The organism is Maridesulfovibrio spiralis (SeqCode) (assembly GCF_048571135.1).
Taxonomy (GTDB): domain Bacteria; phylum Desulfobacterota; class Desulfovibrionia; order Desulfovibrionales; family Desulfovibrionaceae; genus Maridesulfovibrio; species Maridesulfovibrio spiralis.
In genome coordinates this window covers 1,312,150-1,337,010 of record NZ_CP182344.1, presented here as the reverse complement: position 1 = coordinate 1,337,010, position 24,861 = coordinate 1,312,150, and the positions used below count along the sequence as shown (strand labels likewise).

26 protein-coding genes are annotated in these 24,861 nt (G+C 49.2%); 6 read left to right on the top strand and 20 right to left on the bottom strand.

Annotated features, from left to right (window positions below; genetic code table 11):
* Positions 1 to 33 precede the first annotated feature (33 nt).
* From ACNI29_RS06000 to ACNI29_RS05990, 3 genes are all read left to right on the top strand, one after another.
* Entirely contained in the window at positions 34 to 297 is a 264-nt protein-coding gene (locus ACNI29_RS06000; RefSeq protein WP_419781294.1) for a hypothetical protein, read from the top strand.
* Positions 298 to 364: 67 nt separating this feature from the next.
* A complete protein-coding gene (locus ACNI29_RS05995) occupies positions 365 to 1,282 on the top strand; it encodes a mechanosensitive ion channel family protein (protein WP_419781293.1) in 918 nt (305 codons plus the stop codon).
* Positions 1,283 to 1,468: 186 nt separating this feature from the next.
* On the top strand, positions 1,469 to 1,723 hold the full coding sequence (locus tag ACNI29_RS05990; RefSeq protein ID WP_419781292.1) for a hypothetical protein: 255 nt from the start codon (positions 1,469 to 1,471) through the stop codon (positions 1,721 to 1,723).
* Here ACNI29_RS05990 and ACNI29_RS05985 read toward each other — a convergent pair whose 3' ends face one another.
* The 4 genes from ACNI29_RS05985 to cbiE form a co-directional block, all read right to left on the bottom strand.
* Positions 1,724 to 2,122 carry a secondary thiamine-phosphate synthase enzyme YjbQ gene (locus tag ACNI29_RS05985; protein ID WP_419781290.1) on the bottom strand — a complete coding sequence of 133 codons (399 nt, stop codon included), beginning with the start codon at positions 2,120 to 2,122 and terminating at the stop codon, positions 1,724 to 1,726.
* Between the two features lie 4 nt (positions 2,123 to 2,126).
* Positions 2,127 to 3,770, bottom strand: coding sequence for a sensor domain-containing diguanylate cyclase (locus ACNI29_RS05980; RefSeq protein ID WP_419781288.1), 1,644 nt, complete (start codon positions 3,768 to 3,770; stop codon positions 2,127 to 2,129).
* Positions 3,771 to 3,853: 83 nt separating this feature from the next.
* On the bottom strand, positions 3,854 to 4,603 hold the full coding sequence (gene cobM / locus ACNI29_RS05975) for a precorrin-4 C(11)-methyltransferase (protein ID WP_419781287.1): 750 nt from the start codon (positions 4,601 to 4,603) through the stop codon (positions 3,854 to 3,856).
* A gap of 3 nt (positions 4,604 to 4,606) precedes the next feature.
* A complete protein-coding gene (cbiE, locus tag ACNI29_RS05970; protein ID WP_419781286.1) occupies positions 4,607 to 5,839 on the bottom strand; it encodes a precorrin-6y C5,15-methyltransferase (decarboxylating) subunit CbiE in 1,233 nt (410 codons plus the stop codon).
* 130 nt (positions 5,840 to 5,969) lie between these two features.
* On the opposite strand from cbiE, the gene ACNI29_RS05965 reads away from it, so the two are divergent.
* Positions 5,970 to 6,242 carry a hypothetical protein gene (locus ACNI29_RS05965; protein WP_419781285.1) on the top strand — a complete coding sequence of 91 codons (273 nt, stop codon included), beginning with the start codon at positions 5,970 to 5,972 and terminating at the stop codon, positions 6,240 to 6,242.
* On the opposite strand, the gene cbiD is transcribed toward ACNI29_RS05965, so the two are convergent.
* From cbiD to ACNI29_RS05940, 5 genes are all read right to left on the bottom strand, one after another.
* Positions 6,233 to 7,363, bottom strand: a complete 1,131-nt coding sequence (gene cbiD, locus ACNI29_RS05960; RefSeq protein ID WP_419781284.1) for a cobalt-precorrin-5B (C(1))-methyltransferase CbiD — start codon at positions 7,361 to 7,363, stop codon at positions 6,233 to 6,235. The two genes, ACNI29_RS05965 and cbiD, sit on opposite strands and share 10 nt — an antisense overlap.
* A complete protein-coding gene (gene dinB / locus ACNI29_RS05955) occupies positions 7,356 to 8,525 on the bottom strand; it encodes a DNA polymerase IV (RefSeq protein ID WP_419781283.1) in 1,170 nt (389 codons plus the stop codon). The genes cbiD and dinB overlap by 8 nt, the downstream gene beginning before the upstream one ends.
* 28 nt (positions 8,526 to 8,553) lie before the next feature.
* Positions 8,554 to 9,930: a cobyrinic acid a,c-diamide synthase CobB gene (locus ACNI29_RS05950; protein ID WP_419781282.1), complete on the bottom strand. Its 1,377-nt coding sequence runs from the start codon at positions 9,928 to 9,930 to the stop codon at positions 8,554 to 8,556.
* Between the two features lie 27 nt (positions 9,931 to 9,957).
* Complete coding sequence (locus ACNI29_RS05945) at positions 9,958 to 10,701, bottom strand: tetratricopeptide repeat protein (RefSeq protein WP_419781281.1); 744 nt, start codon at positions 10,699 to 10,701, stop codon at positions 9,958 to 9,960.
* Between the two features lie 84 nt (positions 10,702 to 10,785).
* Positions 10,786 to 11,526 (bottom strand): RNA methyltransferase, encoded by a 741-nt coding sequence (locus ACNI29_RS05940; RefSeq protein ID WP_419781280.1) that lies wholly within the window; start codon positions 11,524 to 11,526, stop codon positions 10,786 to 10,788.
* Positions 11,527 to 11,620: 94 nt separating this feature from the next.
* On the opposite strand from ACNI29_RS05940, the gene ACNI29_RS05935 reads away from it, so the two are divergent.
* Complete coding sequence (locus ACNI29_RS05935) at positions 11,621 to 11,857, top strand: hypothetical protein (RefSeq protein WP_419781279.1); 237 nt, start codon at positions 11,621 to 11,623, stop codon at positions 11,855 to 11,857.
* Positions 11,858 to 11,945: 88 nt separating this feature from the next.
* Here ACNI29_RS05935 and ACNI29_RS05930 read toward each other — a convergent pair whose 3' ends face one another.
* The 6 genes from ACNI29_RS05930 to ACNI29_RS05905 all read right to left on the bottom strand — a co-directional run bounded on the left by ACNI29_RS05930 (position 11,946) and on the right by ACNI29_RS05905 (position 18,305).
* Positions 11,946 to 12,125, bottom strand: coding sequence for a hypothetical protein (locus ACNI29_RS05930; protein WP_419781278.1), 180 nt, complete (start codon positions 12,123 to 12,125; stop codon positions 11,946 to 11,948).
* A 61-nt stretch (positions 12,126 to 12,186) separates the two neighbouring features.
* Complete coding sequence (locus tag ACNI29_RS05925; protein ID WP_419781277.1) at positions 12,187 to 12,336, bottom strand: hypothetical protein; 150 nt, start codon at positions 12,334 to 12,336, stop codon at positions 12,187 to 12,189.
* Positions 12,337 to 12,481: 145 nt separating this feature from the next.
* Positions 12,482 to 14,635 (bottom strand): methyl-accepting chemotaxis protein, encoded by a 2,154-nt coding sequence (locus tag ACNI29_RS05920; RefSeq protein ID WP_419781276.1) that lies wholly within the window; start codon positions 14,633 to 14,635, stop codon positions 12,482 to 12,484.
* Positions 14,636 to 14,874: 239 nt separating this feature from the next.
* Entirely contained in the window at positions 14,875 to 15,642 is a 768-nt protein-coding gene (locus ACNI29_RS05915) for an exodeoxyribonuclease III (RefSeq protein ID WP_419781275.1), read from the bottom strand.
* Positions 15,643 to 15,651: 9 nt separating this feature from the next.
* A complete protein-coding gene (locus ACNI29_RS05910; protein ID WP_419781274.1) occupies positions 15,652 to 17,121 on the bottom strand; it encodes a class I SAM-dependent methyltransferase in 1,470 nt (489 codons plus the stop codon).
* Between the two features lie 359 nt (positions 17,122 to 17,480).
* Positions 17,481 to 18,305 carry a hypothetical protein gene (locus ACNI29_RS05905; protein ID WP_419781273.1) on the bottom strand — a complete coding sequence of 275 codons (825 nt, stop codon included), beginning with the start codon at positions 18,303 to 18,305 and terminating at the stop codon, positions 17,481 to 17,483.
* A 92-nt stretch (positions 18,306 to 18,397) separates the two neighbouring features.
* Between ACNI29_RS05905 and ACNI29_RS05900 the strand changes: the two genes are divergently transcribed.
* On the top strand, positions 18,398 to 19,345 hold the full coding sequence (locus ACNI29_RS05900; RefSeq protein WP_419781272.1) for a hypothetical protein: 948 nt from the start codon (positions 18,398 to 18,400) through the stop codon (positions 19,343 to 19,345).
* Between the two features lie 92 nt (positions 19,346 to 19,437).
* Here the strand turns inward: ACNI29_RS05900 and ACNI29_RS05895 are convergent, their stop codons facing one another.
* The 5 genes from ACNI29_RS05895 to ACNI29_RS05875 all read right to left on the bottom strand — a co-directional run bounded on the left by ACNI29_RS05895 (position 19,438) and on the right by ACNI29_RS05875 (position 24,655).
* Complete coding sequence (locus ACNI29_RS05895; RefSeq protein WP_419781271.1) at positions 19,438 to 19,731, bottom strand: hypothetical protein; 294 nt, start codon at positions 19,729 to 19,731, stop codon at positions 19,438 to 19,440.
* Positions 19,732 to 19,799: 68 nt separating this feature from the next.
* Positions 19,800 to 20,732, bottom strand: coding sequence for an omptin family outer membrane protease (locus ACNI29_RS05890; protein ID WP_419781270.1), 933 nt, complete (start codon positions 20,730 to 20,732; stop codon positions 19,800 to 19,802).
* Positions 20,733 to 20,800: 68 nt separating this feature from the next.
* Positions 20,801 to 21,778 (bottom strand): omptin family outer membrane protease, encoded by a 978-nt coding sequence (locus tag ACNI29_RS05885; RefSeq protein ID WP_419781269.1) that lies wholly within the window; start codon positions 21,776 to 21,778, stop codon positions 20,801 to 20,803.
* 21 nt (positions 21,779 to 21,799) lie between these two features.
* Positions 21,800 to 22,966, bottom strand: a complete 1,167-nt coding sequence (locus tag ACNI29_RS05880) for an ATP-grasp domain-containing protein (RefSeq protein ID WP_419781268.1) — start codon at positions 22,964 to 22,966, stop codon at positions 21,800 to 21,802.
* A 507-nt stretch (positions 22,967 to 23,473) separates the two neighbouring features.
* Positions 23,474 to 24,655, bottom strand: coding sequence for an iron-containing alcohol dehydrogenase (locus ACNI29_RS05875; protein ID WP_419781267.1), 1,182 nt, complete (start codon positions 24,653 to 24,655; stop codon positions 23,474 to 23,476).
* Positions 24,656 to 24,861 lie beyond the last annotated feature (206 nt).

Below are 24,861 nucleotides of genomic sequence, written 5' to 3'. Positions count from 1 at the left end.
AAACATGGTTCAAAATTACTTCGGGGGTGGCAAATGAACACCGCATTGCTGGAAGAGTTGCTCAGAAAGAAGGCTCAGCGTTTGCACAGGCAGGGATTAACAGTAGCCGAGGCCATTGACCTTGCCGGGGATGAAATTCTAAACTGTGTTTCTGCCGGCGGCGGACACGGATCCCGCTTTTGCTTGCGTATGGTGCTAAACGGTGCCAAGAAGCGGATCAGCCCTGAAATTTGTCCTTGCTCCATTTCGGAGGGGGACAAAATGAATGAACTGAGCAGATGTGTAGGGATGTGTTAGTTTTTTAAAGGTAAGTGTAAGGTTATAGATGTTTTTGCTGCCGGAAATTGCAACTGAGGAATGGGTCATGTTTACCGACATTGACCCATATATTTATATTTTTTGCGTCACAGCTATAGCTACGATTATTTATATCTGGATCAGCTATCGGGTTACCAGCTTTAGAAAGAGCAGGGTGGACCGCATTGAGAAACTGATCAAGAAAGACCCGGAAACCACTTCGGCTATCCCCACGGATGTTCTGAGTGCCAAGGAAGAACGTCAGGAACGCAGAGATATAGTCAAAGGTGTAAAAAGCCGTTTTACGGTTATTCGCCGTACACTGGTTATTTTTTTGGTGGCTGTCTGGTCTTTGGCTATGCTCTTGCCGTTTGTCGGCAAATTGCCCAGTACAATGATTTCCATCATTGTGGCCGTCTCTACTGCTGTAGTAGGTATCGCGGCCCGTCCGTTGGTGGAAAATATGATTTCCGGCATTGTTATTTCATTTTCCAAGCAGCTGCGGGTCGGGGATACACTGGTAGTTGACGGGCAGTACGGTACTGTCGAAGACATTTCCATAACCCATACAAAGATCAAGACCTGGGACTGGAAACGTTACATCATTCCCAACAGCCGTATGTTGAATAAGGAATTTGCAAACCTTACCCTGAATGACAGCCTGCTCTGGGCTTATGTCGAGTTTTCTGTCTCATACGAATCAGATATTGATGAGGTAAGGGAAATCGCCATTGATGCAGCATCCGAAAGCGGACATCACAATGATCAGGACATTCCGCAATTCTGGATTAAAAGTATGGAAAAGGAGAGCGTGGTCTGCTGGGTTGCGGCCTGGGCTGATTCTCCTGCTGAAGCGTGGAATCTTAAGAGTGATGTGTCTATGAGACTCATTCGTAAGTTCAGGGAAAAAGGAATTACAACCCATCTTTCATATGTAAATCTTGCTGAAGGCATGGCAGAGACAAAGAAAACCCTTGCAGAATAGCATTTTCGTTTCTTGCCATCTCTCAGTCGCAGGTGTAGCGTACGCTACCTATTAAATTTGATCTGCAATACTGCTCACTTCTTACAGGATATTTTCTGATGAAAACATTTCCTATGGGGCAGTATGTTTCCTGCCTTTTTATTATTCCCAATATGTCGCATGCTGTCCGCAGGGGTGGTATGCAGCTTGTCCGGTAAGCCGTGCGTAGGATGCGGCTGGTGTTGTCTTTCCGATCCCTGTGAGGTTTCGCATAGAAAATACGGTTATACCCGTAGATGTCCCGACCTGTTCTGGAGTGATGAACAAGGTCGGTATCTGTGTTTGCTTATGGGCCACCCGGAAGAAGGGCAGGATGCCCGAAAACAGCTTTTCGAAGGACAGGGATGCTGTGCTCCGTTGATGACCTGGCGGGATGATGTGCGTAACAGGGATAATGATTGATCAGCCTGCGGGCATGAACTGCGCCCAGAGCTTGCGGCTGCGCGGTCCGTCAAATTCGCAGAAGAATATGCGCTGCCACGTGCCGAGCATGACTTCTCCGTCTTCGATTATAAGCATCTGGTCGGGACCGAACATAGAAGTCTTTATGTGGGCGTCGGAATTGCCTTCCATGTGATGGTAATCCCCGCGGTGGGGAACCAGTTTGCGCATATTCACGGTGATGTCGCGCACAACATCGGGGTCGGCTCCTTCGTTTACGGTAACCGCTCCGGTGGTATGCGGGCAATAGAGTAGCAGTGCTCCAGATTGCCAGCCGTTATCTTTGACCAGCTGGCGAACTTTGCCGCTGATATCGATCATTTCTTCACGACTGCCGGTTGTTATGTGCAAAGTCTCCATTCTTCTACTCCTTTTCTGCAGTGTTCTGTATCTCGGCAAGTACAACTTTGTTGCGCCCGGAATCCTTGGCTTTGTACAGGGCTTTGTCCGCACGGGCCAGCATGTCTTCATAGGCATCAAGTCCGAATATGATGTCTGTTGCGTAGTGGGCCACGCCGATGGAAATGGTACAGTGCAGAGGCTGTTTTTCATTGTTAAACGGACGTGATTCTATACCCTTGCGTAATCTTTCAGCCAGAATTTTACTCGACTCAATCCCGGAACCGGGAGCGACCACAACAAATTCTTCTCCGCCGTAGCGGGAGACAATGTCCGAGGTGCGCACGATTTCCTGAAAGGCTTTCCCCATCTGCTTCAGGACGGTGTCCCCCACGGTATGCCCGTATGTGTCATTGATTATTTTGAAGTGGTCAATGTCAATAATCATCAGTGAGCAGGGCTGTCCGGCGCGGATGGCAATATCCACCAGCCGTGTTCCTTCTTTCATGAGATAGCGGCGGTTGGGGAGCTGGGTCAGCTGGTCGGTGATGGCTGATTTCTGCAACTCCTGCACTGTGCTGTCGACCTTATTCTGCATGGCACAGAATCCGTCCATAAGTTTTATAACTTCTTCCGGTGGTGAAATCTCTTCAGGTAGACGACATTCACAGTTGAAAATGCCTTTGGTCATCTGACCGGCAATAAGGGTTAAGTTTTTCAGCGGAACATTGATGGAATGGACCATTCTAACGGATAATGGAATAAGGATCAGCAGGGTCAGCGCAGCACCCGTAAAAACAATCCATACGAAAGAATATATGGGGGCCATGACTTCGTTGTAGCCTAGTTCAGAGATGATGAGCCAGTTTCCGTCTTTAACCCATCGGCTGGCGCCGATGACCTCGGTTCCGCGGTAGTCTATGTATGTTCCGTCTGGCTGCTTGCCTACCAGAGCCGCTTCAAGGTTGCGGGTGCTGGTTTTTACCTCCATGATAGTACTGTCTTTGACCCGGCCTTGTGCTTTAAGTTCATTGAGATATCTGGATTCAGTAAGCATATACCCGTCGCGGTTGAGGATATATGTTTCCCCTGAATTCCCGAAACGCAGGTTTTTCATCAGTTTGTCGATGGCGGTCAGTCGGGCAGCCAGAAAGACAACACCTCCGAATTTACTGCCTTTTGTAGTCACGGGGTGGGAGAAGAGGATTAGCGGTTTTCCGGAAGCCCGCCCAATCAGAACTTTGGTCACATGCGGATTGCCCGCACGGCCTTGAATGAAATATTCGCGGTCGGATACATCAATGCTTGGGAGGCCGGCGCGTTCTCTGGTAAATCCGGTGGGATCGACCCAGACAACCCCATTGATATCATCATGGGTGTTATCAAACTTTTGCAGCATAGGAATGATAAGGCTTTTGTCGCCACTGCGTACTGCCTCAGTTTCGGCAAGAAATTTAACATCGTCCTGCCGCTCTTTTAGCCATTCTTCAATAACAATCTCATGCGAGGCCACCTGCTCCGCCAGTTCCGTTCTTGCCGTTTTGAACGTTGTCGATTTGATGAAAAAGAGCAGCGTGGCGGTGATAAAGATCAGGGGAACCAGAACCATGAATATGGAATAGCATCTGATCCTTCCGCTGATCGTTTTAGGAAATAAAATAAAACTCATCACTTAATCCCCCCGCGTAAATGCTGAATGTAGTATTAGCAGGTGTGCGTTCAAAGCTCTATTTTTTATTGTGACGAGAAAAATTATTCCCGGAACATATGGCTGAATCCGGAGTCATACAGCAGGGACTCGCTGTCACTGTCTTTGCCGGGCAGGATCATGAAAATTGTCTGTCGGGTAAAGTTGTTCTGTTCTGCGGTCTGGGCAAGCTTGTCCAGTGTGGTTTCCACGGATTTTTCTTCCGGCCAGCCTATGCGGTAGCCGAGAATTACCGGAGTGGATAGTTCCATTCCTCCGGCAAGAAGTTCTTCCTGAATGCCCATAGGGTTTCCGGCGGAAAGGTAGACGGCCATAGCCGAATTGTGGGCTGCCAGCTTTTGCAGGCTTTCCGACTCCGGCACAGGAGTCCTGCCGGCCATGCGGGTCAGGATCAAGGTCTGGGTTCCTCCGGGAACGGTGAAGGAAGCCGATGATGCCGCAGCGGCTGCACAGGCTGATGTAACTCCCGGGATTATCTCATATTCAATGCCGGAAGCCTTGAGTAGGCGGGCCTGTTCCTGCACAGCACCATAAAGGGCCGGGTCCCCGGTATGGACACGGGCTACAATTTCGCCCTTTGCTGCATATTCCTGCATGATGCGGTCTGTTTCTTCCAGTGACATGGATGCTGAATTCTCAATGCGGGCATCCGGGCGCGCTTCCGCGATTACGGCTTCCGGCACGAGGGAACCGGCATAAAGAACCAGCCCTGCTTCGCGGATGATACGCTGGCCTTTTACGGTAATCAGTTCCGGGTCGCCCGGTCCGGCGCCAATGAAATATACTTTGTTCATTTGTTATCCTTCGGGTTTGTCGGCCCAGAGTATGGTTACCGGATTATGTGCTTTGTAGCGGATGTCTCCGGCCAGTTTATCGGAAGTGGAAGCCTGAATCTGCATGGACTGCCATGCCCAGCCAAGCTCTTCAAAAAGATCGCGTGTTCTCTGGATACTGCCCATCAGGATGGCGTGGACAACCAGCCTGCCGCCGGGGACCAGCCGCTTAGCAGCTTTGCGGATGACGGAATCATCGCGCCCGATTCCCCCGCCCATGAAGATGCGGTCCGGGTCGGGCAGATTCTGCAACGCCTGCGGCATTTCGCCACGAACAACTTCCACTGTCCAGGCCCGTAAATTGCGGACGTTTTCTTTAATCATTCCCACCCGCCGGGGATCTTTTTCCACAGCGAAAAAGCGGGCGCCTTCCCCGATGAATGAAGCTTCGATGGCAACGGAGCCGCAACCGGCGCCGAGGTCCCAGACGGTCTGTCCGCCACGAAGGTCAAGCAGGGCTATCCCGGCAGCCCGGACAGGAAATTTGGTGATCAGTCCCTTTTCCTTAATGAAGCTTTCATCTGTCCTGCCGAAAAGCGGGGTACTGTGTTCTTTATTTTCGGCAGTGAGTATTACTATGTTCAGGTCGGTGCAGTCGAAATTCAGGAAGGATTCCGGGGAACCTTGTGCGACCACTTCGTCCGGGGTTTCCAGTTGGGCCATGACAGCCATGGAATAGTTGTCGATTCCTTTATCAACCAGCCGTTTGGATATGACCTGCGGAGTGTTGATGCTATCGGTGTACACTGCGCAATCCTTTTTGCACTGCATGGCCCCGAAAAGCGGGGAGTAATCATCCCGCCCGTGCAGGGAGACAATCTCAAAGTTTTTCCAGCTCATACCCAGCCGCGCAGCTCCGATCTGGACGGCTGAAGGTGCGGGAGTGATTGTGACATTCTGTTCTCCAAGCAAGGGGATGAGCGAGGCGGCAATTCCGAAAAGCAGCGGGTCCCCATCTGCCAGCAGCACTACTTTTTTGCCTTTTTGCAGCTGCTTTTCAAGGGTCCGGGCGTAATCTTTCAGTGGTGATGCAAAGGGGATTTTCTTTCCTTTGAATTCTGGAAAATTTGCAAGCAACCTTTTCCCTCCGCTGAGAATATCAGCGGTGGAAATAAGTGCGGCTCCATCTTTCGGAGCATCAAGACTGCCCGGATGCAATCCTATTATTTGCAGGGGATGTTTCATTCTATGTTTCATACAATGTATTGGCTGGATATTAAAGGAAGATTTTTAATATGAATTTTTTTTCAATATTAGTTAGCAAAAAAATAATATTCTGTTATTATGAAATTGACCCCTTCCATACTTTTTGCGGAGGTGAAGAGATATGAAAAAGTTAATTGCCATAGCCCTTCTGATCGGTTCCTTCATTACTGCTTTCTACGGATTCTCTCTTACTGTGCCCATGCTAGCTGGAAAAACAATGTCCGATGTGAACGACATTATGGGCAATATACAAATCGAGTATGAGGTCAATAATTATACTGCCGGAACTGAGAACCGTTGCGTTCCTTTTTACGTGGTGGCCCTGCTGGCCGGCGCGGCAGGAATATACGTTCTCCATTCTCTTGGCGATCATGATGAAGAAGATTATTTCTGATTATTGGATGCGTAGAGAATTCGTCCTTCAAAATCAAAGAGGACGTATTCCACGCATTGATGATGGGCTACCTCCGAGTTCCCGCTGAATTGGCGGGCGTTCTCGCGTGCTTTACGGACCAGCATGCGAATGAAAGCCTTGCGCGATTCTTCGGGGACCATTTCATATATATGCCGGGCCGTTATCGCGGCCCGGATTCTTTTTGTCAATTCTTCGGGCATTCCCAGTTCTGTGCACCAGCCTGCCAGCAGGTCGAAGTCAATAGCCCAGTCTTTGGCATGGGTATACGGAAAGCCCATGGCATGTTTGACCAGTTTGCCGATGAAGATGGCCCAACGTATTTTACGCATCTTTTTCAGTCTGGCCTGCTGCATGGAAAATTTGAAGAAGTCGGCGGCCTGAATCAGGCTGATCTGCGGTGTTTCGGAAAACTGGTCCAGATAGAAGCGTTCGCTACGCCGCCCGGTAGTAAAGATTATCTCATCCAGTCCGGCAGCACGGGCCACGTTCAGGGACTGGGCGATGGAAGCTTTCCATGAAGCATGGCTGTATGGCCGGACTATGCCCTGAGTTCCAAGTATGGAAATTCCACCCAGAATTCCCAGCCGTGCGTTCATGGTTTCCTTGGCGATAGCTTTACCCTGCGGGACTTCGACAGTAATTTTCAGCAGGCCGCAAAAATCAGGAGCAGTGCGGCCTAATTCTTCCAGAACCCCGGCAATGACCTGTTTGCGCGGAGCGGGATTGATAGCCGCTTCACCAACGGCAACAGGCAGTCCGGGCAGAGTTACCCTGCCGACCCCTTTGCCGCCGTCCAATTCTACGCGCAACTCTTGTCCCGGAATACTTGTAAGCACTGCATGGATCTCGTGCCCGTGGGTGGAGTCCGGGTCATCCCCGCCGTCTTTGACAACTACTGCACGGATGGCTTTGGTTTCTGTTTCCACCCGCGTTACGGGGATATCCAAAGTCCCTTTGACCGGAAGGGGGATGTTTATTTTGTCCGGCACTTCTCCACCGAGTAGAACCCGCACGGCAGCCATGGCAGCAGCAGTTGCGGCTGACCCGGTGGTGTAGCCCTCGCGCAGTTGTTGCTCTTGGTTTATTCCTTTTTTACTCATCTTCGAGCAACCTGCCGCGGGTCAGTATGTCTTTGCCGAACTTGAGGCGGACCTGATCGATAGCTTTGTCGAGCTTATCGAGCTTCTTGCTGTTCTTGGTTTCGCCGGGATCATCAAGCAGGGAAAGCTGTCTGCTTCGCTCTTCAAAATTTGAAATACCTATTCCGATCAGCCGGATAGCACCGATAGGCAGCTCTGCATCAAGCAGCTCGCACCCTGTATTATAAATAGTTCCTGCGTGGGATGTCCTTGAATCAATGGTTCTGCTGCGGGTAATCTGGCGGAAATCAGGAAATTTGATTTTCAGGGTTACGGTCCGGCCTTTAAGCCCATGCCTCCTGATGTCGCTGGCTATGCGTTCGGACTGTTTCAGCAGCAGGGTTTTCAATGTGTGAATATCTGAGACATCTTCACCGAAAGTGTTTTCCGCGCTGGAAGACTTCATGGCTCCGCCCTTGGTGACCGGGCTCGGGTCGATGCCTGCACCCTTGTCATAAAGAACCAGCCCCCGCTCACCGAACCGTTCTTTCCAGAATTCGGGAGGATAGCGGCGCAGGTCTGCGGCATAGGTAATGCCGAAAGAGCGCAGTCTGGGCAGAGCCTTCTTGCCCACACCGGGGATTTTTTCCACCGGAAGGGTCTTCAGGAAATCTTGGACCTGATCGGCTTCAATTATGGAAATGCCGTCCGGTTTGTTGAGGTCCGAGGCGATCTTAGCCAGAAATTTAACCGGGGCAATACCCACCGATGCCGTCAGTCCGGTTGATTTGCGGATACCTTCCTTGATGGATTTTGCGATTTGTAGCGGGGTTCCGAATAGTTTTTCTGTTCCGGTGATGTCTATGTAGGCTTCGTCAATGGAAGCCTGTTCCACCACCGGAGAGAAATTGGAAAGCACTTCCATGACCTTGCGGGAAATTTCTTTGTATCTGCCTCTTTTCCCGGAAACCACCTGCAACTGCGGGCATAGTTTCAGGGCCTGATGTACAGGCATGGCCGAGCGGACACCGAATTTGCGGGCTTCGTAGGAGGCCGCGCTGAGCACGGAGCGTTCGTGGAGAGAGCCGACTCCTACCGGTTTACCGCGCAGTTCGGGGTTATCCAATTGTTCCACGGATGCGAAAAAAGCATCCATGTCTATGTGCATGATGAACTTCTGCATGGGCTGACCCGTATTTGCCGTGCGTTGGTTAAATATCTTCGGTGCGGGAATATTCTACGCAGGCGTTTACGAAGTTTTCTGCAACCTGCGGGTTGCTGGCAAAATGTAGATGAATGTAACTGCCCAGCGTATTGTTGTTGGCAGCAAAGCCTTCATCTTCGCTAATTCCTTTCTTGCTGGTTACCTGATAAGATTTTTTGATTTCGTCAGGGATTCCGTCCAAAGCGGAGTAGTGGAATTCGTGACCGCGTACGGTGGTTCCGGTTTCGCCGAGAAAGGTGTCGGAGGTGAATTGTATTTCCCGGTAGCCTAGAGCCTGAAAACGGGACTTCATTGAGCTGCGAAAGGGAAATATTCCGCACATGGGGAAGACCCGGTCGTCTTTGTTGATGGATTCCATGAGATACATGAAACCGCCGCACTCGGCGTAAACCGGATGTCCTGCTGCAGAGAAATCTGCGATAGCACGGCGCAGCTTGGTGTTCTGGGCAAGGTCAAATGCTGCCAGTTCCGGGTAGCCTCCGCCAATATACAGGCCGGAAATTCCTTCGGGCAGGATTTTATCGTCGATGGGTGAGAAGGGAATCAGTTCTGCTCCGGCTTCGCGCAAAAGGCGCAGGTTTTCTTCATAGTAAAAAGAAAATGCATAGTCCTGTGCCACCCCGATTCTTGTCTTGGGAATCATGGGTACTTCATCGAAGCGGGGTTGCAGGGGGATGTCCGGCAGGGCTTCCATGATCTGTTCCAGGTCAAGGTTTTCTTCAACCCAGTCGGCGAGAGCACTGTATCTGGAGTCGAGATCCTGAAGATGATCAGCGGTTACAAGCCCCAGATGGCGCGAGGGCGTGGCTATTTCTTCCCGTCTTGGCAGGCAGCCGACAAGCGGAACGCCGGTCAGTGAAATTGCTTCTTCTAAAATCTGGGCATGGTTGCTGCTGCCCACACGGTTGAATATGACCCCGGCGACTGCGGTTTCGGGGTCGAAATTACAGAATCCCTGCACCAGGGCAGCCGCGGACCGGGCCATGGAACCGGCGTCGACCACAAGTATGACCGGGAGATTCAATTCTTTGGAAAGGTGGGCGGTGGACCCTGTATCATCCAGCGCGGAGTAGCCGTCAAAAAGGCCCATTACTCCTTCTACAATGCAGGCATCGGCATTTTGGGTGTAGCGGGAGAAAATATCACGCAGGGTTTTGCCGGACAGCATCCAGCCGTCCAGATTGTGGCAGGGCCTGCCCGCAGCCCGGGTATGATGTCCGGGGTCAATGAAGTCCGGCCCGGTCTTGAAGGGCTGAACTTTCACATTACGACGGGCAAGGGCAGCCATAAGACCCAGTGTTACCGAGGTCTTACCGCATCCACTGTGTGTTCCTGCTACAATGAATCCTTTGATTGAGTTCATTAGAACTCTATAAAGCTTTTTTGCTGATCAGCCCAGCTTATTTTTATCCAGATAAGCGACGAATTTCTTGGCTTCCACAAAATCAGGATTGATTTCCAGACACTTGGCGAGCTCTTCTCTAACCTTTTCGTACTGCTTGTCCTCGAAGTAGGCACGGGCAAGGTTGTAGCGCAGGTGCTCATCGTCGGAGCTGAGCTTGATGGCTTTGGAATAGTATTCGATAGCCTGCAGGATCATCTTTGATTTACGGAGGTTAATGCCGAAATCGTTGAACATATGCTTGTGCTCTTTGGCAAAAGGCGCGTCCATGGAAATAAGACGGGCGAAAATGTCGTTAGCCCGTTCTGTTTCACCGCGCTGCATCAGGCAAAGGCCGACCCCAAAGTTGCCGCGCACGTTCATTTCGTCAATTTTAAGGGAGTTGTTGTACTCCATTTCGGCACTGAAGGAATTTCCCTGCTGGCGGAGACGGTCCGCGCGGGCGAGGGTCTTCTGCAGCTCTTTCATATTGGGAAGAACCTGCTTGTGGTACATTTCAGGCTCAGGGGTATAGTTTTCCAGAAGTTCATCTCTAGTGATGCTTTCCGGGTCACCTGTAGGCACGAAATTACTGTTCAGGGGACGTACTTGAAAAAGGTCGTCGGCCATTTGTTCAACAAAATAATAGCCTATCTGGGCTACTCGGCGGGTGGTGGTTCCGGTGCCGACTTTGGCTATCCTTTGGCGGGAGAATACACCGCTTAGATCTTTAATCTGGTTTTTTTCAGACATTTAGAGGCTCCGCAGGGCTATGTTTATTCACTATACTTTAGCGTTCTTTCAAGAAATTGAGAAGGGGATCAACTCAGGATTTGATTATTTTTTGCCTGCCTGCCCGGCAATCCATTTGATTTGGCGGCAGATTCCCATGAGCAGATTGAATTCATTACGTTTAATATCAATTCTGGACATGAATCGCCTAACCGGCATCATCCAGTAATCAGGATTGTCGGCTTTCAGGAAGTCGATAGCGAGCAGTGTTTCCTGAAGATTAGAAGCCAGAATTTCCTGTTCTTCAAAAGAGGTGGAGCGTTCGTCAGGTGGGCCGGCAGGAGTGAATGGCTTATCCAGTGCGTTTCGGAAGCATTCATAAAGAATTATGAGCACTGCCTGGGAAAGGTTCAGCGAGCTGTTGTCCCGGCTGGTGGGGATATTGATTAGTCTGGAACAGAGCTGGGTTTCTTCGTTGGTCAGTCCCCGGTCTTCGGGTCCGAATACGACTGCAACTTTTTCTCCGGCCCGGAGTTGTTCCACGATTCGCGGTGCTGCGGTAGAGGGAGTCATGACTCCTTTGCGCCAGCCCCCTGTGCGGGCGGTGGTTCCGTATACCCTTGTCTGGTCTTTCAACGCTTCAGCAAGGTTATCCGCAACCATTGCTTTCTCCACAATGTCGCGGCCTTTGACTGTTGCCAGCGGCAGGGCTTTTTCCATATTCCATGATGCCGGGCGTACAAGGGTCAGGTTGGTGCAGCCCATATTGGTCATGGCCCGTGCCGATGATCCGACGTTTTCAGGGTATTTGGTGCCGAAAAGTACTATATTCAGGTTGTCCAGCATTTTTGCTCCGAAAATTTTTTTTCAAGTGCCCAGTGAAGTGGAATTATTTTTTCACAGTGCTGATGAAGTGCCTTAATAGAGACATCTGTGCATGATGTCCAGTTTCGTCTGGAGCGGAAAACCATTTTTGCAAACTGCTGGAGGAGTGTGTAAAAACGTTTTTATGAATGAAACTGAAATTTCCGAAAAAATATTGGCTATTGCTGAATCTGCGGGGCTGAGCCCTGAAGAGGTGTGCAGGCTCTTAGACGGTGGTGATATCCCGGAAGCGCTGAAGGATGTATTTGAGAGCGTGGCGGATGAAGTCTCCGGCGAGTGCGGGAAAAATTAATCCCGGCTTCGCCTACAGGGAAAGACGCGAAGCCGGGAGGGGTGAAGTTAATTTAATGTGTAACAACCTTGGGAGAGTTTTCGGTTGTTTAATTGGCCTTGGAGGAGGGGATGATCGCTCCGTCGGCACCAACTTCACCGAGTAATTCGAAATCTGGGAAAAGGCTGGGATCGAAAGTGTACGAATAGTAGTCCTTGAACTTGATAAGGTAGGTTTTCCATCCGTATTTGTTCCGCATGCGTGTTGCTTCTCTTATAACATCTGACATTTGATGCTCCTTGTATAAAATTTAGGAACTTTTTTTGCTATAAATCAGTAGTGTTTTCCGGTCAGGACCGCTCGATGTCCTTTGCGGTAGCAGGGAGAGCCTGATGCTCCGGATCTTTGTTTTTCCTCTCTGCCTGAACACTGAAACTCTTGAAGGCTTTTTTCAGAAACTTTTTCTTGTTGATCGAAGAAATGCTGGCTGTCTGGGTCATGGTATAGCTCCTGTGTTTTTGGTTGCCTGAAAATAGCAATAGTGAATTTGAAAATCAGTTTCAAGTAAAAAATGCACTTCAAATAAAAAAAGTGGCGGAAATAAGATTCCGCCACTTTTAAGTTCTTGTTTTATATAGGTAAGTTTTATACGTCCTTCAGTTCTTCAATAAGCTTCTGCAAATCAGCGGAAAGTCTAGCGAGGTCAGAAACTGCAATCATAGACTGCTGCATTGCTTCAGCGGTTTCCATGGCAATACGGTTTACTTCGTCGGTTCCACGGTTGATCTGTTCACTTGCAGCGGACTGCTCTTCACTTGCAGTCGCGATTGCCCGGACCTGATCAGCTGTGGAGTCCACGTTCTGTACGATGGTTCCAAGGCTCTCACCTGCCTGTCCAGCATACTCGGTACTTTTTGAAACCATGTTAGCGGCGTTGTTCATTTCTTCGATATTTCTGCGGGTCTCGGCCTGAATGGCATGAACCGCCTGCTCGACTTCCTGAGTTGCCTGCATGGTCTTTTCAGCCAGCTTGCGGACTTCGTCGGCAACAACAGCGAAACCTCGTCCTGCCTCACCTGCACGGGCTGCTTCGATAGCCGCGTTCAGTGCCAGCAGGTTGGTCTGGTCCGCAATGTCGGTAATCACGGTAATGACCTGCGAGATGCCTTCGGCCTGTGTTCCCAGCTCATTGAGTCCGCTGACCATTTTTCCGGCGGCTTGGTTTACTGAGTCGATGGAAGAAACAACATCGCCGACAATACGTCCGCCATTTTCAGCATTCTTTTTGGCGTCCAATGCACTTTCCGCTGCCTGTGACGCATTCTGGGCAACTTCAAGCACGGAGGCATTCATCTGCTCCATGGCGGTTGCTGATTCGGAAGTACGTTCTCGCTGGATTTCAGAGCCTCGAGCGGACTCTTCAATCTGGGAGGACAGTTCTTCGGAAGCGGAAGTTACCTGCTCGACAATACCTTCCAGTTGGTGGGCAGCCTGCAGCATACCTTCAGCCTTGGCTCGTTCGGCTGCTTCTTTGGCCTGCCTGGCTTCTTCAAGAGCTTCGTTGGCGGCTGCAGTCTGTTTTTCAGCTTCTTCGGATTTTTCTTCTGCAGTGGAGATGAATTTAACCAGGCTGTTTACCATGGTGCTCAATGCTTCATGCAGGGTCTTCAATTCGCCGCTGAAAATGCTGGCGTCCATTTCTGTGTCAAAGTTACCTGCCGCGATTTCTTGCGCACCACCGACCAGCACTCCGATAGGCTTGGAGATGGAACGGGCAATCAAGAGGACTACGCCAATTACCAGCAGGATAGCCAGTATGGAGATACCGACAATCAGTTTAAAGAAGTTGTTGGCTTCAGCGTAGATTTTGTCTGTGGGGATAGCGATACCGATGGTCCACGGAGTGGAAGTTCCGTTGATGGTAATCGGTTCCAGCATGTAATAATATTCTTTCCCGTCAATAGGGGAAACCATTGCTTTTTGAACTTTATTGCCGTTTTCAATTGCGTTGCGAATTGCGCTTCTTTCGTTCTCCGGGAAAGCTTCGGTGATGTTTTTGGTGACAATGTTTTTATTAGGATGGGCCACGCAATATCCTTTGTTAGAGGCAATAAATGCGTATCCGGTTTCCATTGGCTTAATACCGTCCACCATCTGCTGGAAGGCACTGAGAACAAAGTCGATCCCTACGATTCCGATGAAACGCCCTTCCTTAAAAATAGGAGCACTTACTGTAGCCATATTGGTTTTGGCTACCTCGGTGTAATAGGGTTCGGTCAGGATAGGCCCTCTAGTGTCACGGGGGCCCATGTACCATGCTCTTGTTGTGGCTGGTTTATACTGGATGAGGTCTTCTACTTTAAGGGTTCCGCCTTCGCGCCAGTAGTAGGGGCCGTATTCCCCGTTGGGGCCATATTTTTTAATCCCTTTATATTCGGAGTCGCGGCCATCAAGTGCATTGGGCTCCAGAACAGCCTGTGTCCCGAAGAACATGGGGTCGGACAAAGTCAGTTTTTGGATGAAATCGTCAGCCATTTCGCGGTTAAAGCCGGGGCCATGATCACTGAAAGCATTAAAAGCAGCAGCTCCTGCTTTTGAAGCATCAAGTGCTTTTTCAATTATCCCTTTGACTTCGTTGCCGTATTTACCTGCCATCTCGTTAGCGATTTCCTGCGCGGATTTAATTGAAGCCTCGCGAGTTTTAGTAACGATGATGCTGGTGAATGCGATAAAAATGAGAATCATCAACGCGCTAATACTTAACGCTATTTTAGTACCGATGCGCATGTTTTTGAACATGTGTCTCTCCCCCATGTTATTGTGACAGGTTTGTTCTTTGGACTTAATATTTTATCGGATTTGTTGAGTAAATATTTAGATCCTGTCTTATATTCTATAATATTTTTTTAAAGGAATCCATAAAATCATATAGAAGTTCTAGTCTTAGTTTGTTTATACAACAAGAAAAACCGTCAGTCCTGCATTAGGGCTGACGGTTTTTCGTGTATAGTGCTGAAATGCTGTTGTTGAAGCAGTGATCAGGAGAAATCCAATTCGATTCCGATGGGGCAGTGGTCGGAACCCATGACATCGGATTCGATCCATGCATTTTTGACTTTATCTTTGAGTTCTTCGGAGACAAAGAAGTAATCAATACGCCACCCGGCATTGTTTTTACGGGCATTAAAGCGGTAGCTCCACCATGAGTATTTTCCGGGGCTTTCATCGAACATGCGGAAAGTATCCACGTAGCCGTGCTCAATGAATTTATCCAGCCATGCGCGTTCAATGGGCAGAAAGCCGGACCTTTCGGAGTTGGCCTTGGGATTTTTGAGGTCGATTTCCTTGTGGGCTGTGTTGAAATCCCCGCCGACTACAATGGGCTTCTTTTTGCGCAGTTCTTCGGCGTATTCGAGAAAACTGTCGTAAAATCCCATTTTATACTCAAGGCGTTCATCGTTCATCTGCCCATTGGGGTAGTAGATATTGAAGAGGTAAAAATGTTCGTATTCCATGAGTACAACCCGTCCTTCACCCTGAAATTTTTCATCAGTCAGGCCGAATGAATGGGAAAGCACCGCTTGGCGGGAAAAGCAGGCTGTTCCAGAGTAGCCTTTTTTGACTTTGGACCAGTTCCAAAAGGATTCGTAGCCCTCATAGTCGCGGTTGTTGTCCGGGATCTGGTCAGGGTGGGCTTTGGTTTCCTGAACCATGACCACATCGGCGTTGCTCTGCGCAAACCATTCATTGAAATTCTTTTTAATTACAGCGCGGTATCCGTTAACGTTCCATGAGTATATTTTCATATTCTATCCTTATTTAAAACATTCAAAACAAGCCTGACCGAAAGTTATATCGGTGGAGGACACATTCTTCCAGCCCGATTGTATCGCCATTGATTGCAGCTCACCCATACTGAAATCATTGAATATGCCCGCTGCCCTGCGTTTTTTGGGATCTGCTCCGGGCAGAAGCGGGTGGTAAGTAAAGATTAATTTTTCAGAGTTCTTATAGGACCAGTTGAAGAAAAGTTGCGGTTCGTGGATGAACTCGAGCAGGAAAAGAGCGCAGATTACGTCATAATCCTGATCCGGGAATTGCTGCTGGTTGAGGTCCGCAATAATCGTGTGCCTGTTGCGGGCAACAATATCCAGCGGGGTGTAGGTACAGCTCGCGGGAATGTAGTCGCGCAGGAGCATCAGCCCGGCCCCGGCATCGAGAACACTGCTTCCTTCGGGGACAAGCTGCCCGGCCATGCCGGCGCGCAGGTCCGCTTCATTGCCGAGTAGATTCCAGCGGGACCAGCGTCCGCAGTCAGTTTTTTTTTCTTTGATGAGTTCTTCGGTGAAGCCGATCATGAAATTCTCGGAAACCGGGGGGCGCATCCCGGCAGACATAACCGCATGCGCAGCCCACGGTTGTTCGTAAACCTGTTGCGGCTTCAAAGATCTGTCCAGACTGATGACGTTGCAGAGTTCATGGCTCGGTGCGTAAGGGACCAGCGGCCCCCCCATGTCCTCGTGAGGAAATCGGTAGGAGTCATAACCCATATCGCGCAGTAAGCTCATAATCCCTGAGAATTCTTTTATGCCTTTCTCGGAATTATGAAAGTGTCCTTTCTCCCAGATGATCGCGGCTACACGGCCTGTTTTGAGCAGCTCCAAAGCACCGGTCAAGGTTGCCAACTCATGTCCTTCAGTGTCGATTTTAAGAAAAATACGTTCGTCTGATTCCATGTATCCGGCAGTGCGCACAATATTGTCCAGCGTCTCGACCCTAACCGTAAGCGGCTGTCCCTGACTACGGTTTCCGGGTTGGGGAACAAGGCTGTGGCCCATGGATGAATTCTGGATAAGTTCGCTCTGCCCGCTTCGGGAGGAGGCTGCGCATTGGGCTATCTTCACCTGTTCACGGCATTCGTTGAAATCGCACCAGAGGTGCAGACGTTTGAGATTAGCCGGGTGCGGTTCAACGGCAAGAACCTGTACTTCGCCGGGAAATTTCTTGGCTGCGGTCAGGGTGTAAAGCCCGAAGTGCGCGCCGACATCAATGAACAAGTCGCCCGGTTTCAGATGGGCGTGCAGAAAAGCCCGGGACGCATATTCAAAACCGCCGCAACGGGTTTCCCGGAAATTGAGTGAAGCCGTGCCGGGGTCATTCATTTCCGCATTGGCCAGCAGCATTTCAAATTCAGGTTCGCCAGCATCATCTTTGACCGCGCTGGGGACGATGCGCCATGCGTCTTTGTTCTTATTAATCTGTTCCAGTATTTTTTGTCTGCTCACGAGTTGTCCGCTTTTTTGCAAGGTTAGACTTAGTCGTTATCTACCTGAAACCCGGACATAAAAAAAGCCCGCATAAAGCGGGCTTAAAAAAATAGTAACGGGCACCCCCCGTTAAGCAAAAAACTAGTCCTCTTGGCTGCCTGCTTTAATAAAAGCAATTGCAGCGATGGTCATAGCGAGTCCGAAGAAAAACCAGAAAAAGCTCATATCCTTACTCCTCCATTTAGTGCTTATTGAACTGGATTTCTTTCAAGTAGCAAAAAAAAAGAGAGTTGAACAGTAAATATGGGAGATTGAACCCGGTTTTTCAGCGGGATAGGTTTGTTTTGAACACTAAATATCCGGCGGGCCTGAATAGGCTATACGGAAATGTTGAGTACGGAACCTGTCGGAGGGGGAGCCATGTAGCTTCCGCTCTGAAGCTTGTCCATGATTTCTCCGGCGGCCATGGGAGCGACCATATCGGTTATTCCGGGGTTGGCCTTCTCGGCCTCGGTCAGGCTCTTGTCCAATCCTTTCTTGATGGAATCAATGCTCTTGCCATCGTCTTCAAGAACCTGTTCGATCATGCTCTTGATGCTTTCGGCGGTGTCTTCACCGAATTGCTGACTGACTTGCGCGAAAGTGTTCTGCAGGGTCAGCTGCGCGCCTGTTCCGGGGCTGGCGGCAAAGAAATGTTCCTGCAGCCCGTTTTCGAAATAGTCGTTGATGGCATTATTCAGATTGGAATTGAAATGGTCCATGACCTGATCCCCGGCGGCAAAACCGAAGTTGCGGTCAATGAACTGGATGGACTTGAGCAGTCCGTTGCTCAGGGAATCTTCAGTGATCTGGTCCCCGGAGTTGGCCATAACAATGCCTTTGAATGCAGTGGCTGCTTCATTACCGAATTTGCCTTCGATGAAATTGGCGGCACTGGCAAGTGCTCCGGCCAGATCAGAAGGGTCCTTTGGAGTTGTTTCTCCGTTGGACCCTTTCTGACTTTCGCCTGTCTGGTCGGGAGATACGGTCTTTTGAGCGATCAGATCAGCAAATTGGTCAGCAGTATTTACAGGCGGGGCCGATACATTCAGGCGCGTCGCTCTAACGCCGGAAGTCCGACTCCCGCCCAAAAGCGGAGAACCGTTGTCCAGTAAGTACGGAGCTCCGTAATTTGATTTTAATGCTGATCCACTTATTTGCATAACCGTATTCCTTCCATGTGGGTCATATCGGAGTATCTAAAGAAATGTTTAGGGCGTTCATGAAAAATAATGGGTAGAGGGGGGAAGTTTGGTTGACGGTTGACTGGGGTGTCCGTATCTTCGCGTTCATGAATATTGAAACCATTAAAGAATTCATCCAGTCGCGAAAAATTTTACTGGGCTGTATTGCCGGGGGCATTGCCCTGTGTATCGCCGGATACGGAATTTTTGCCGTGCAGCAGTCCATTGCCGTAGAAAATGCCCGTATTGCAGAGCAGAACAGGATCGAGCAGGAACGAATCCTCAAGGGAAAACAGGATGCGGAGCGGGCCAAGGTCATCGAGTCCATGAAAAGGCTCATTGAGACCGGCAATGCCGAGACAGCTCTTACTGTTGCGGAGCAGAATAAAGAGCTTATGAATAATGAATTGCGGGCCATGATTCATCTGGCTACGGAAAAAGACCTGCTGGACCGTATTGAGCGTACTTCCAAATGGAATTATTCCGATCTTGCCAAATATTACGGTGAACTGGCTGACCTTGATCCTGAAAACAGCAAATACCGCAAGGAACTCAAAGGATACGATAAAAAGTTGCGCAAAAGACTGGAGCGCAAACTTTATGCACAGGCGCAGGCTCTTCCGGTGCGCGATTTCAAAGCCAACATGGATATTTATGAAGAGTTAATGCAGCTCAATCCCGGCGAGAAACTTTATAAAAGTAAATATGACCGCTACAGGGAAAAGTATGATGCTTTCATGAAAGAACTGGCAAAGTTCGGTCCCAAGCCGGAGCTGTCAGCGGATCGTAAATTTTATCCTGAAGTAAAAAAATACCTGAAGAACTCTTCCATGTATCCTGAAACACTGGAAATGGAATCGGCTACGGATTGCTATTACACTGATTCGGGCTGGCTGGTCGGTTGTACCTACAGCGAGAAGAACGAGGTTGGAACAAAGTTCAGTGAATTCATGTGGTTTACCATTTCCAATTCAACTGTGCAGAAAGTTGAGCCGGGCGGGGCCTATACAGTAAATTAGAAATATTCATTTCCGCATAGAAACAAAAAACTCCGCCCGGATTGCCGGTCGGAGTTTTTTCTTATGCCCAAAGGCGAAATGTCTGAAGCGATTTAATCTTCCAGATCCTTGATCCAGCCTTGCAGGGCGTCGATGATCTTGCGGGCCTGATCGGGGCTGGAGATGTTGAATTTGGACTGCGGGCGGTATTCGCCTTTCATCTTGCGGAAACGGCGGATGGTGTACATGTCTTTGCCGTATTCACCGCTTTTACGGTCCAGCTGCTTGTAGCGGAACATGATGGTGGTCCATGCGCCTTTGGTCAGCACTTCTTTATCAAGTTCTTTTACAATAACTTCGCCGTCTTCTTCGTAATGTATAGTTAAATCTTCTATTGTTGAGCTCATGATCTCTCCTTGAGGGGTTGATATAATACCCGGAACCTGCCGTAAATGTCCGCTGATGTCAAAGGCGGTTAAAAGTTAAATCCCAGTTCGATTGAAAGGTGGATGGATTCGTTATCCATTCCGGCACTGTTGCTGGTTTTGGATGACTCCCCGGTGGCAGTGTCGGTCACTTTTGTGTGTCCCACCTGCCGGTAGTATTTCTGGTAGTCGAAGGAAATGCTGCTGAATACATTGGGGGTAAAGGAATAGCTGCCGGAAATCCCGGCTCCAAGAAATTTGATGTTGTAGATGTCTTCATTGAAGCGGAGATTGCGCAGGTAGTGGTGGTCTTCGTCATTTCCCCAAGCGTAAATGGTTCCCTTCACGTATGTTTTCAGCTTGAAATCGCCGAAGTCCGAGTCGGTCTGCAAGCCGAGGTAGGGGGTGTAAAACCACTGCTCGTAGCCGATGACCGATTCTCCTTCAGGAAAATTCATGGTTTCACTGCGCCAGCCGTTAAAGCTGTGCACGAATGTTCCGTCCTTAGAATCCCATTTCCAGTTGTCGAATTTAAAGCCGACCAACCCGGAAATATCCACATATTGGCTTTTAAATAAAATAGCCTCGAGGTTTGTGTCGGTCATGAAAACGCGCTCAACACTGGTCCGGGCGTTGTACCTGCTTTCCCAGCCACGCGGGTCAGCTGGAATACCCCAGTCGTAATCGTCCATTCGTCCATTGTCACCATTGGTCAGGTTGGTCCAGAATCCGCCATTGAAGCGCAACCAGTCTGTAAAATCAAAAGAGCCCTTAAAACCGGCAAGGACGACATTGTCTATTTCCCATTGCAGTTCGCTGATTTTCTGGCCCTTGTCTTCAAGATAAACCAGCTCTCGGGCCTGTCCGTTAGCAACCCCTATTTCAACACTCATGCTGACCGGAATTGTGGAGTTGTGTGATACCTGGGCATTGCGGAAAGAGTCAGCGTGATATGCCTGTGCCGGGATTGAACTGAGCAGCATCAAGGATACTGCCAGAACAATAAAAAATCCGTTTGAATAATATCTGTATTGCATAGAGTTATTACATCTTAGAAATTAATACCAAGTTCAAGGCCGATATTCCATGTTTCATTATCCATTCCGGCACTATTGCTGGATTCATATGTATCGCCGGTGATCAGGTCTGTTGTTTTGGTGTGCCCCACTTGCCGGTAATATTTCTGGTAGTCAAAGGACAGGGTGCTGAAAATGTGCTCGGTTATAGCATAGCTGGTCGAAATTCCTACTCCGAGGAATTTGATGTTGTAAATATCTTCATTGAAGCGGAGGTCACGGGAATAATGATGGTCTTCGTCTTCTCCCCAGGCGTAGATGGTTCCTTTTACGTATGTTTTCAGCTTGAAATCACCAAAATCCGAATCAGTCTGAATTCCTAAATAGGGCGTATAGAACCATTGCTCGTAGCCAAGACCTGATTCGTTTTCATCAAAGGTCCCACTGTCTGCACGAAAGCCGGACCAGCTGTAAACATAGCTCCCGCCACGATCCTGCCATTTGTAGTTGTCGAATTTGAAGCCGATCATACCTGATAGAGTCAGATACTCGAATTCCAGCAGATCCGCTTCAAGGTTGGCATCAGTAATGAGGACCCGTTTCACCTTCGCATTGCTGATGGAGTATGAATCCCAGCCGCGCGGATCATATGGAGTGGGCCAATCGGTGTCTTCAACTTTGCCGTTGTCCCCGGTGGTGAAGTTGGTCCAGAATCCGCCGTTGAAGCGCAGCCAGTCCGTAAAATCAAAGGAGCCTTTGACCCCGGCAATCATTACATTGTCCAGATCCCATTGCAGCTCACTGATTTTTTGTCCCTTGTCTTCAATGTAGACCAGTTCACGGGCCACCCCGTTGAGCAGTCCTATCTCCACACTGAGGCTTGCCGGGATGCCGGAGTCGTTTTGCAGTTTTGCACTGCGGAATGCATCCGCATGAAAAGCATGTGCAGTGGATGACAGACAGAGCAGGAAAGCAAATATACAAACAGTTTTTCGGAAAAAGCTTGCAGTCATTCTGGAATCCGGAGTTAGGGGTTAGAAATTAAGGTACGGTGTAAAATCCGCATGGAGCATCTTATTCAGTTCATCCATGTTGTCAGCAGCAACTTCAGCAAAGATGAAGGCGAACACCGGATGTATTTTGTAGTCGATTTCCCGTAACTCAAGCGGTTTTGAGAAATTGGCCTTGAATCCTTCGTAATCAACAGAAGTGATTTTGGAGCGGTCCACGGTGGAATCAATTTCACCGATGACCATGGCGAAGACCTTGCCGTCGCAACAGCCGGAAATCTTCTCCCAATCAGGCTTAATTCCTTCCATGAAATATTTATAGGGATTGATTCCGTATGCGTAGTAAGCGAGGTCGGTTACGCACCAGCCTGCAAAACGCATGGGGTTAACCTCAATGACCCCGATATTCCCAAGGCCGTCTGTGCGTACTTCAATATGAATGGGGAAGTTTTTGAGCTCCGCACGTTTGCCGATTTTCTGCAATAATTTCAGAAATTCATCGTGGTGTTTGTTGATGATCCCGGTGGAGGTGATGTAGCAGCGGTCGCTGACATCATCGCTTGATGCGAACAGGTGGCCGAGAATATTGATTATTACCGGGTTGCCTTCGGCATCATAGTAGGCATCAACAGCGAATTCTTCACCCTCGATGCATTCTTCAATGATGAAATTGTCCAGTTCCAGCACTTTTGCGGGGTACATGGTGCGGATGTCATCAACTTCGCTTTGGATGCTCTGCACAGCTTTTTGCCAGCCATCTACAGATTCAATCATATGCACGCCGAGACTGAAAAAACCGACACTGGGTTTTATGACGCAGGGGATAGGTAATTCTTCGGCCTTGATTGTATCCAGTTCTTCGAATTTAACAGTGCGGTAAAAGAAATCCGGGTACATTGATTTTACGAGATCACGGAATGCACCTTTGTCTTTAAACAGTCTGATCTTCCGGGGGAGTTCGCCGTTGTCCAGATTATTATCAATCCAGTCAATGGAGTTTTCGGAGTTGGAATAAACCGGCTGGGAGCGGTTTTCGTTGTAGGCCCTTATGAAATCTTTTGCTTTGGTGAGAGTGATGGAAGTGTTTTGCAGATTGTCGCAGGCAACATCATTTTCAAGTACCGGCTTTTCAAGTTCTGTAAGTGTTTTCTTCAACAGCTCGGATACATAGGGTCTTTCGAGAATAAACATTGTGTTTTCCTTTTTCGGGCTATTTTTCAATAGGAGTAATATCGCTATTGTCAGCCAAACACAATAGAGGAGGAAAACATAAACGGAAAGGTACAGAAATGAGAAAAGAAAGGGGAGCAGAAATCTTCAAAGAAAAAAGTGAGCAGGCCCGATTGCATTTGTTCCAAGGTGCCGGGGAGAACGGGCGGTATATACCGCTCGTGACTGAAACAATTTATGCATTGGTCCGTATGCTGTAATTGTGGGCTTATACAACAATCGGGCCTGCACGGGGTAAATTTCTGAGGGGGACCTTGCGTCCCCCTCGGGTAAATACTTTGTCCCTCCGGTAAATCCAGTTTGCAGCTCCACCTGCCAACTTTCATCCGGCTCTATACAGGAATAACGGATCCGACCTTTGCCTATCCATGACCTCTGTTATGCAAAATTATCCGCATTCCTGTGACAAAACATTTGAACATCCTGCCCGCGACTTGCAGAATCCGCAGGCAGGATGGAGTTCTCTAATTACATAGCAGCCTTGTAGATAGCAGCAACAGCTTCGTCAGTCATGCATCTGGGGTTGGTGAGACCACAAGCATCTTTCTGAGCGTTGGCGGTCATGGTCGGAATGTCTTTTTCGTCGACCTTCTTGCCGTATTTCTTGCCGAGTTCTTTCAGGCCTGCAGGGATACCTACGTCAGCGGAGAGCTGGCGGATAGCATCAAGAGCCGCATCAGCAGCAACGCGAGGAGCCATGCCTTCGGTGTTAACGCCGAGCCATTCAGCCATGGTTGCGAAACGGTCTACGTTAGCGATCAGGTTGTGCTGTTCAACGTGGGGCAGCAGGATAGCGTTACACTCACCGTGAGGCAGGTCATAGAAACCACCAAGCTGGTGAGCCATTGCGTGTACGTGACCCAGGGATGCGTTGTTGAATGCCATACCGCCGAGGTACTGTGCGTAACACATGCCTTCACGTGCATCGATGTCCTGACCGTTAGCAACTGCGCGGCGCAGGTACTGGTTGATCAGACGGATGGATTTTTCAGCACAAGCGTCAGTGATGGGGGTAGCGATGGTGGAAACCCATGCTTCAACGGAGTGAGTCAGTGCGTCCATACCAGTTGCTGCGGTCAGTGCCGGAGGCATGCCCATCATCAGCAGGGGATCGTCAAGTGCGATACCGGGGGTAACGCGCCAGTCAACGATAGCCATTTTAACTTTGCGGGAAGTGTCAGTGATGATGCAGAAACGGGTCATTTCAGAAGCGGTACCAGCTGTGGTGTTAACCGCTACATAAGGAGGCATGGGCTTAGTAGATTTGTCCACGCCTTCGAAATCATGAATTTTGCCGCCATTGGCAACAACGAGACCAACACCTTTACCGCAGTCATGGGAGCTACCGCCACCAAGGGTGATCAGGGAGTCACATTTGTTGTCTTCGTAGGCTTTAACACCGTCGGCAACATTAATGTCAGTGGGGTTGGGAATGGTTTCGTCATAGACTACGCAGTCCATACCTTCTGCTTTCAGAATATCAACGATCTGCTGGGTGATTCCGACAGCGGTGATACCCTTGTCTGTTACGAGCAGGGGCTTCTTACCGCCAAGTGCTTTAATGCGAGCGGGGATTTCTTTGTGTGCGCCAATACCAATAAGGGTTACGCTGGGAATGAAAAAACCGTTTACTTGTTCACGTACTGCCATTTTGAGACCATCCTTGTAGCTTAGTAGGTTTTTGAGAAGGTTGGGCCTAGTCTTGTACTTATTAACGCTTTCTATAGGGCAAGACGTGTGCCAAAAGTAAATATTATTAAAAAACAAACATTTAGAAGTTTTGGCGTCTTTTTGTAGTGAATCATTTGTGGTTGATTTACAGGTCCGATATCGGTTTTTTCAATGTGAAAAATATA

Excerpts from the sequence above, each read along its gene's own strand:
- ACNI29_RS06000 (WP_419781294.1), top strand. The coding sequence starts at position 34 with ATGAACACCGCATTGCTGGAAGAGTTGCTCAGAAAGAAGGCTCAGCGT.
- ACNI29_RS05995 (WP_419781293.1), top strand. The coding sequence starts at position 365 with ATGTTTACCGACATTGACCCATATATTTATATTTTTTGCGTCACAGCT.
- ACNI29_RS05985 (WP_419781290.1), bottom strand. The coding sequence starts at position 2,122 with ATGGAGACTTTGCACATAACAACCGGCAGTCGTGAAGAAATGATCGAT.
- ACNI29_RS05980 (WP_419781288.1), bottom strand. The coding sequence starts at position 3,770 with ATGAGTTTTATTTTATTTCCTAAAACGATCAGCGGAAGGATCAGATGC.
- cobM (WP_419781287.1), bottom strand. The coding sequence starts at position 4,603 with ATGAACAAAGTATATTTCATTGGCGCCGGACCGGGCGACCCGGAACTG.
- cbiE (WP_419781286.1), bottom strand. The coding sequence starts at position 5,839 with ATGAAACATAGAATGAAACATCCCCTGCAAATAATAGGATTGCATCCG.
- ACNI29_RS05965 (WP_419781285.1), top strand. The coding sequence starts at position 5,970 with ATGAAAAAGTTAATTGCCATAGCCCTTCTGATCGGTTCCTTCATTACT.
- cbiD (WP_419781284.1), bottom strand. The coding sequence starts at position 7,363 with ATGAGTAAAAAAGGAATAAACCAAGAGCAACAACTGCGCGAGGGCTAC.
- dinB (WP_419781283.1), bottom strand. The coding sequence starts at position 8,525 with ATGCAGAAGTTCATCATGCACATAGACATGGATGCTTTTTTCGCATCC.
- ACNI29_RS05950 (WP_419781282.1), bottom strand. The coding sequence starts at position 9,930 with ATGAACTCAATCAAAGGATTCATTGTAGCAGGAACACACAGTGGATGC.
- ACNI29_RS05945 (WP_419781281.1), bottom strand. The coding sequence starts at position 10,701 with ATGTCTGAAAAAAACCAGATTAAAGATCTAAGCGGTGTATTCTCCCGC.
- ACNI29_RS05940 (WP_419781280.1), bottom strand. The coding sequence starts at position 11,526 with ATGCTGGACAACCTGAATATAGTACTTTTCGGCACCAAATACCCTGAA.
- ACNI29_RS05935 (WP_419781279.1), top strand. The coding sequence starts at position 11,621 with ATGTCCAGTTTCGTCTGGAGCGGAAAACCATTTTTGCAAACTGCTGGA.
- ACNI29_RS05930 (WP_419781278.1), bottom strand. The coding sequence starts at position 12,125 with ATGTCAGATGTTATAAGAGAAGCAACACGCATGCGGAACAAATACGGA.
- ACNI29_RS05925 (WP_419781277.1), bottom strand. The coding sequence starts at position 12,336 with ATGACCCAGACAGCCAGCATTTCTTCGATCAACAAGAAAAAGTTTCTG.
- ACNI29_RS05920 (WP_419781276.1), bottom strand. The coding sequence starts at position 14,635 with ATGTTCAAAAACATGCGCATCGGTACTAAAATAGCGTTAAGTATTAGC.
- ACNI29_RS05915 (WP_419781275.1), bottom strand. The coding sequence starts at position 15,642 with ATGAAAATATACTCATGGAACGTTAACGGATACCGCGCTGTAATTAAA.
- ACNI29_RS05905 (WP_419781273.1), bottom strand. The coding sequence starts at position 18,305 with ATGCAAATAAGTGGATCAGCATTAAAATCAAATTACGGAGCTCCGTAC.
- ACNI29_RS05895 (WP_419781271.1), bottom strand. The coding sequence starts at position 19,731 with ATGAGCTCAACAATAGAAGATTTAACTATACATTACGAAGAAGACGGC.
- ACNI29_RS05890 (WP_419781270.1), bottom strand. The coding sequence starts at position 20,732 with ATGCTGCTCAGTTCAATCCCGGCACAGGCATATCACGCTGACTCTTTC.
- ACNI29_RS05885 (WP_419781269.1), bottom strand. The coding sequence starts at position 21,778 with ATGACTGCAAGCTTTTTCCGAAAAACTGTTTGTATATTTGCTTTCCTG.
- ACNI29_RS05880 (WP_419781268.1), bottom strand. The coding sequence starts at position 22,966 with ATGTTTATTCTCGAAAGACCCTATGTATCCGAGCTGTTGAAGAAAACA.
- ACNI29_RS05875 (WP_419781267.1), bottom strand. The coding sequence starts at position 24,655 with ATGGCAGTACGTGAACAAGTAAACGGTTTTTTCATTCCCAGCGTAACC.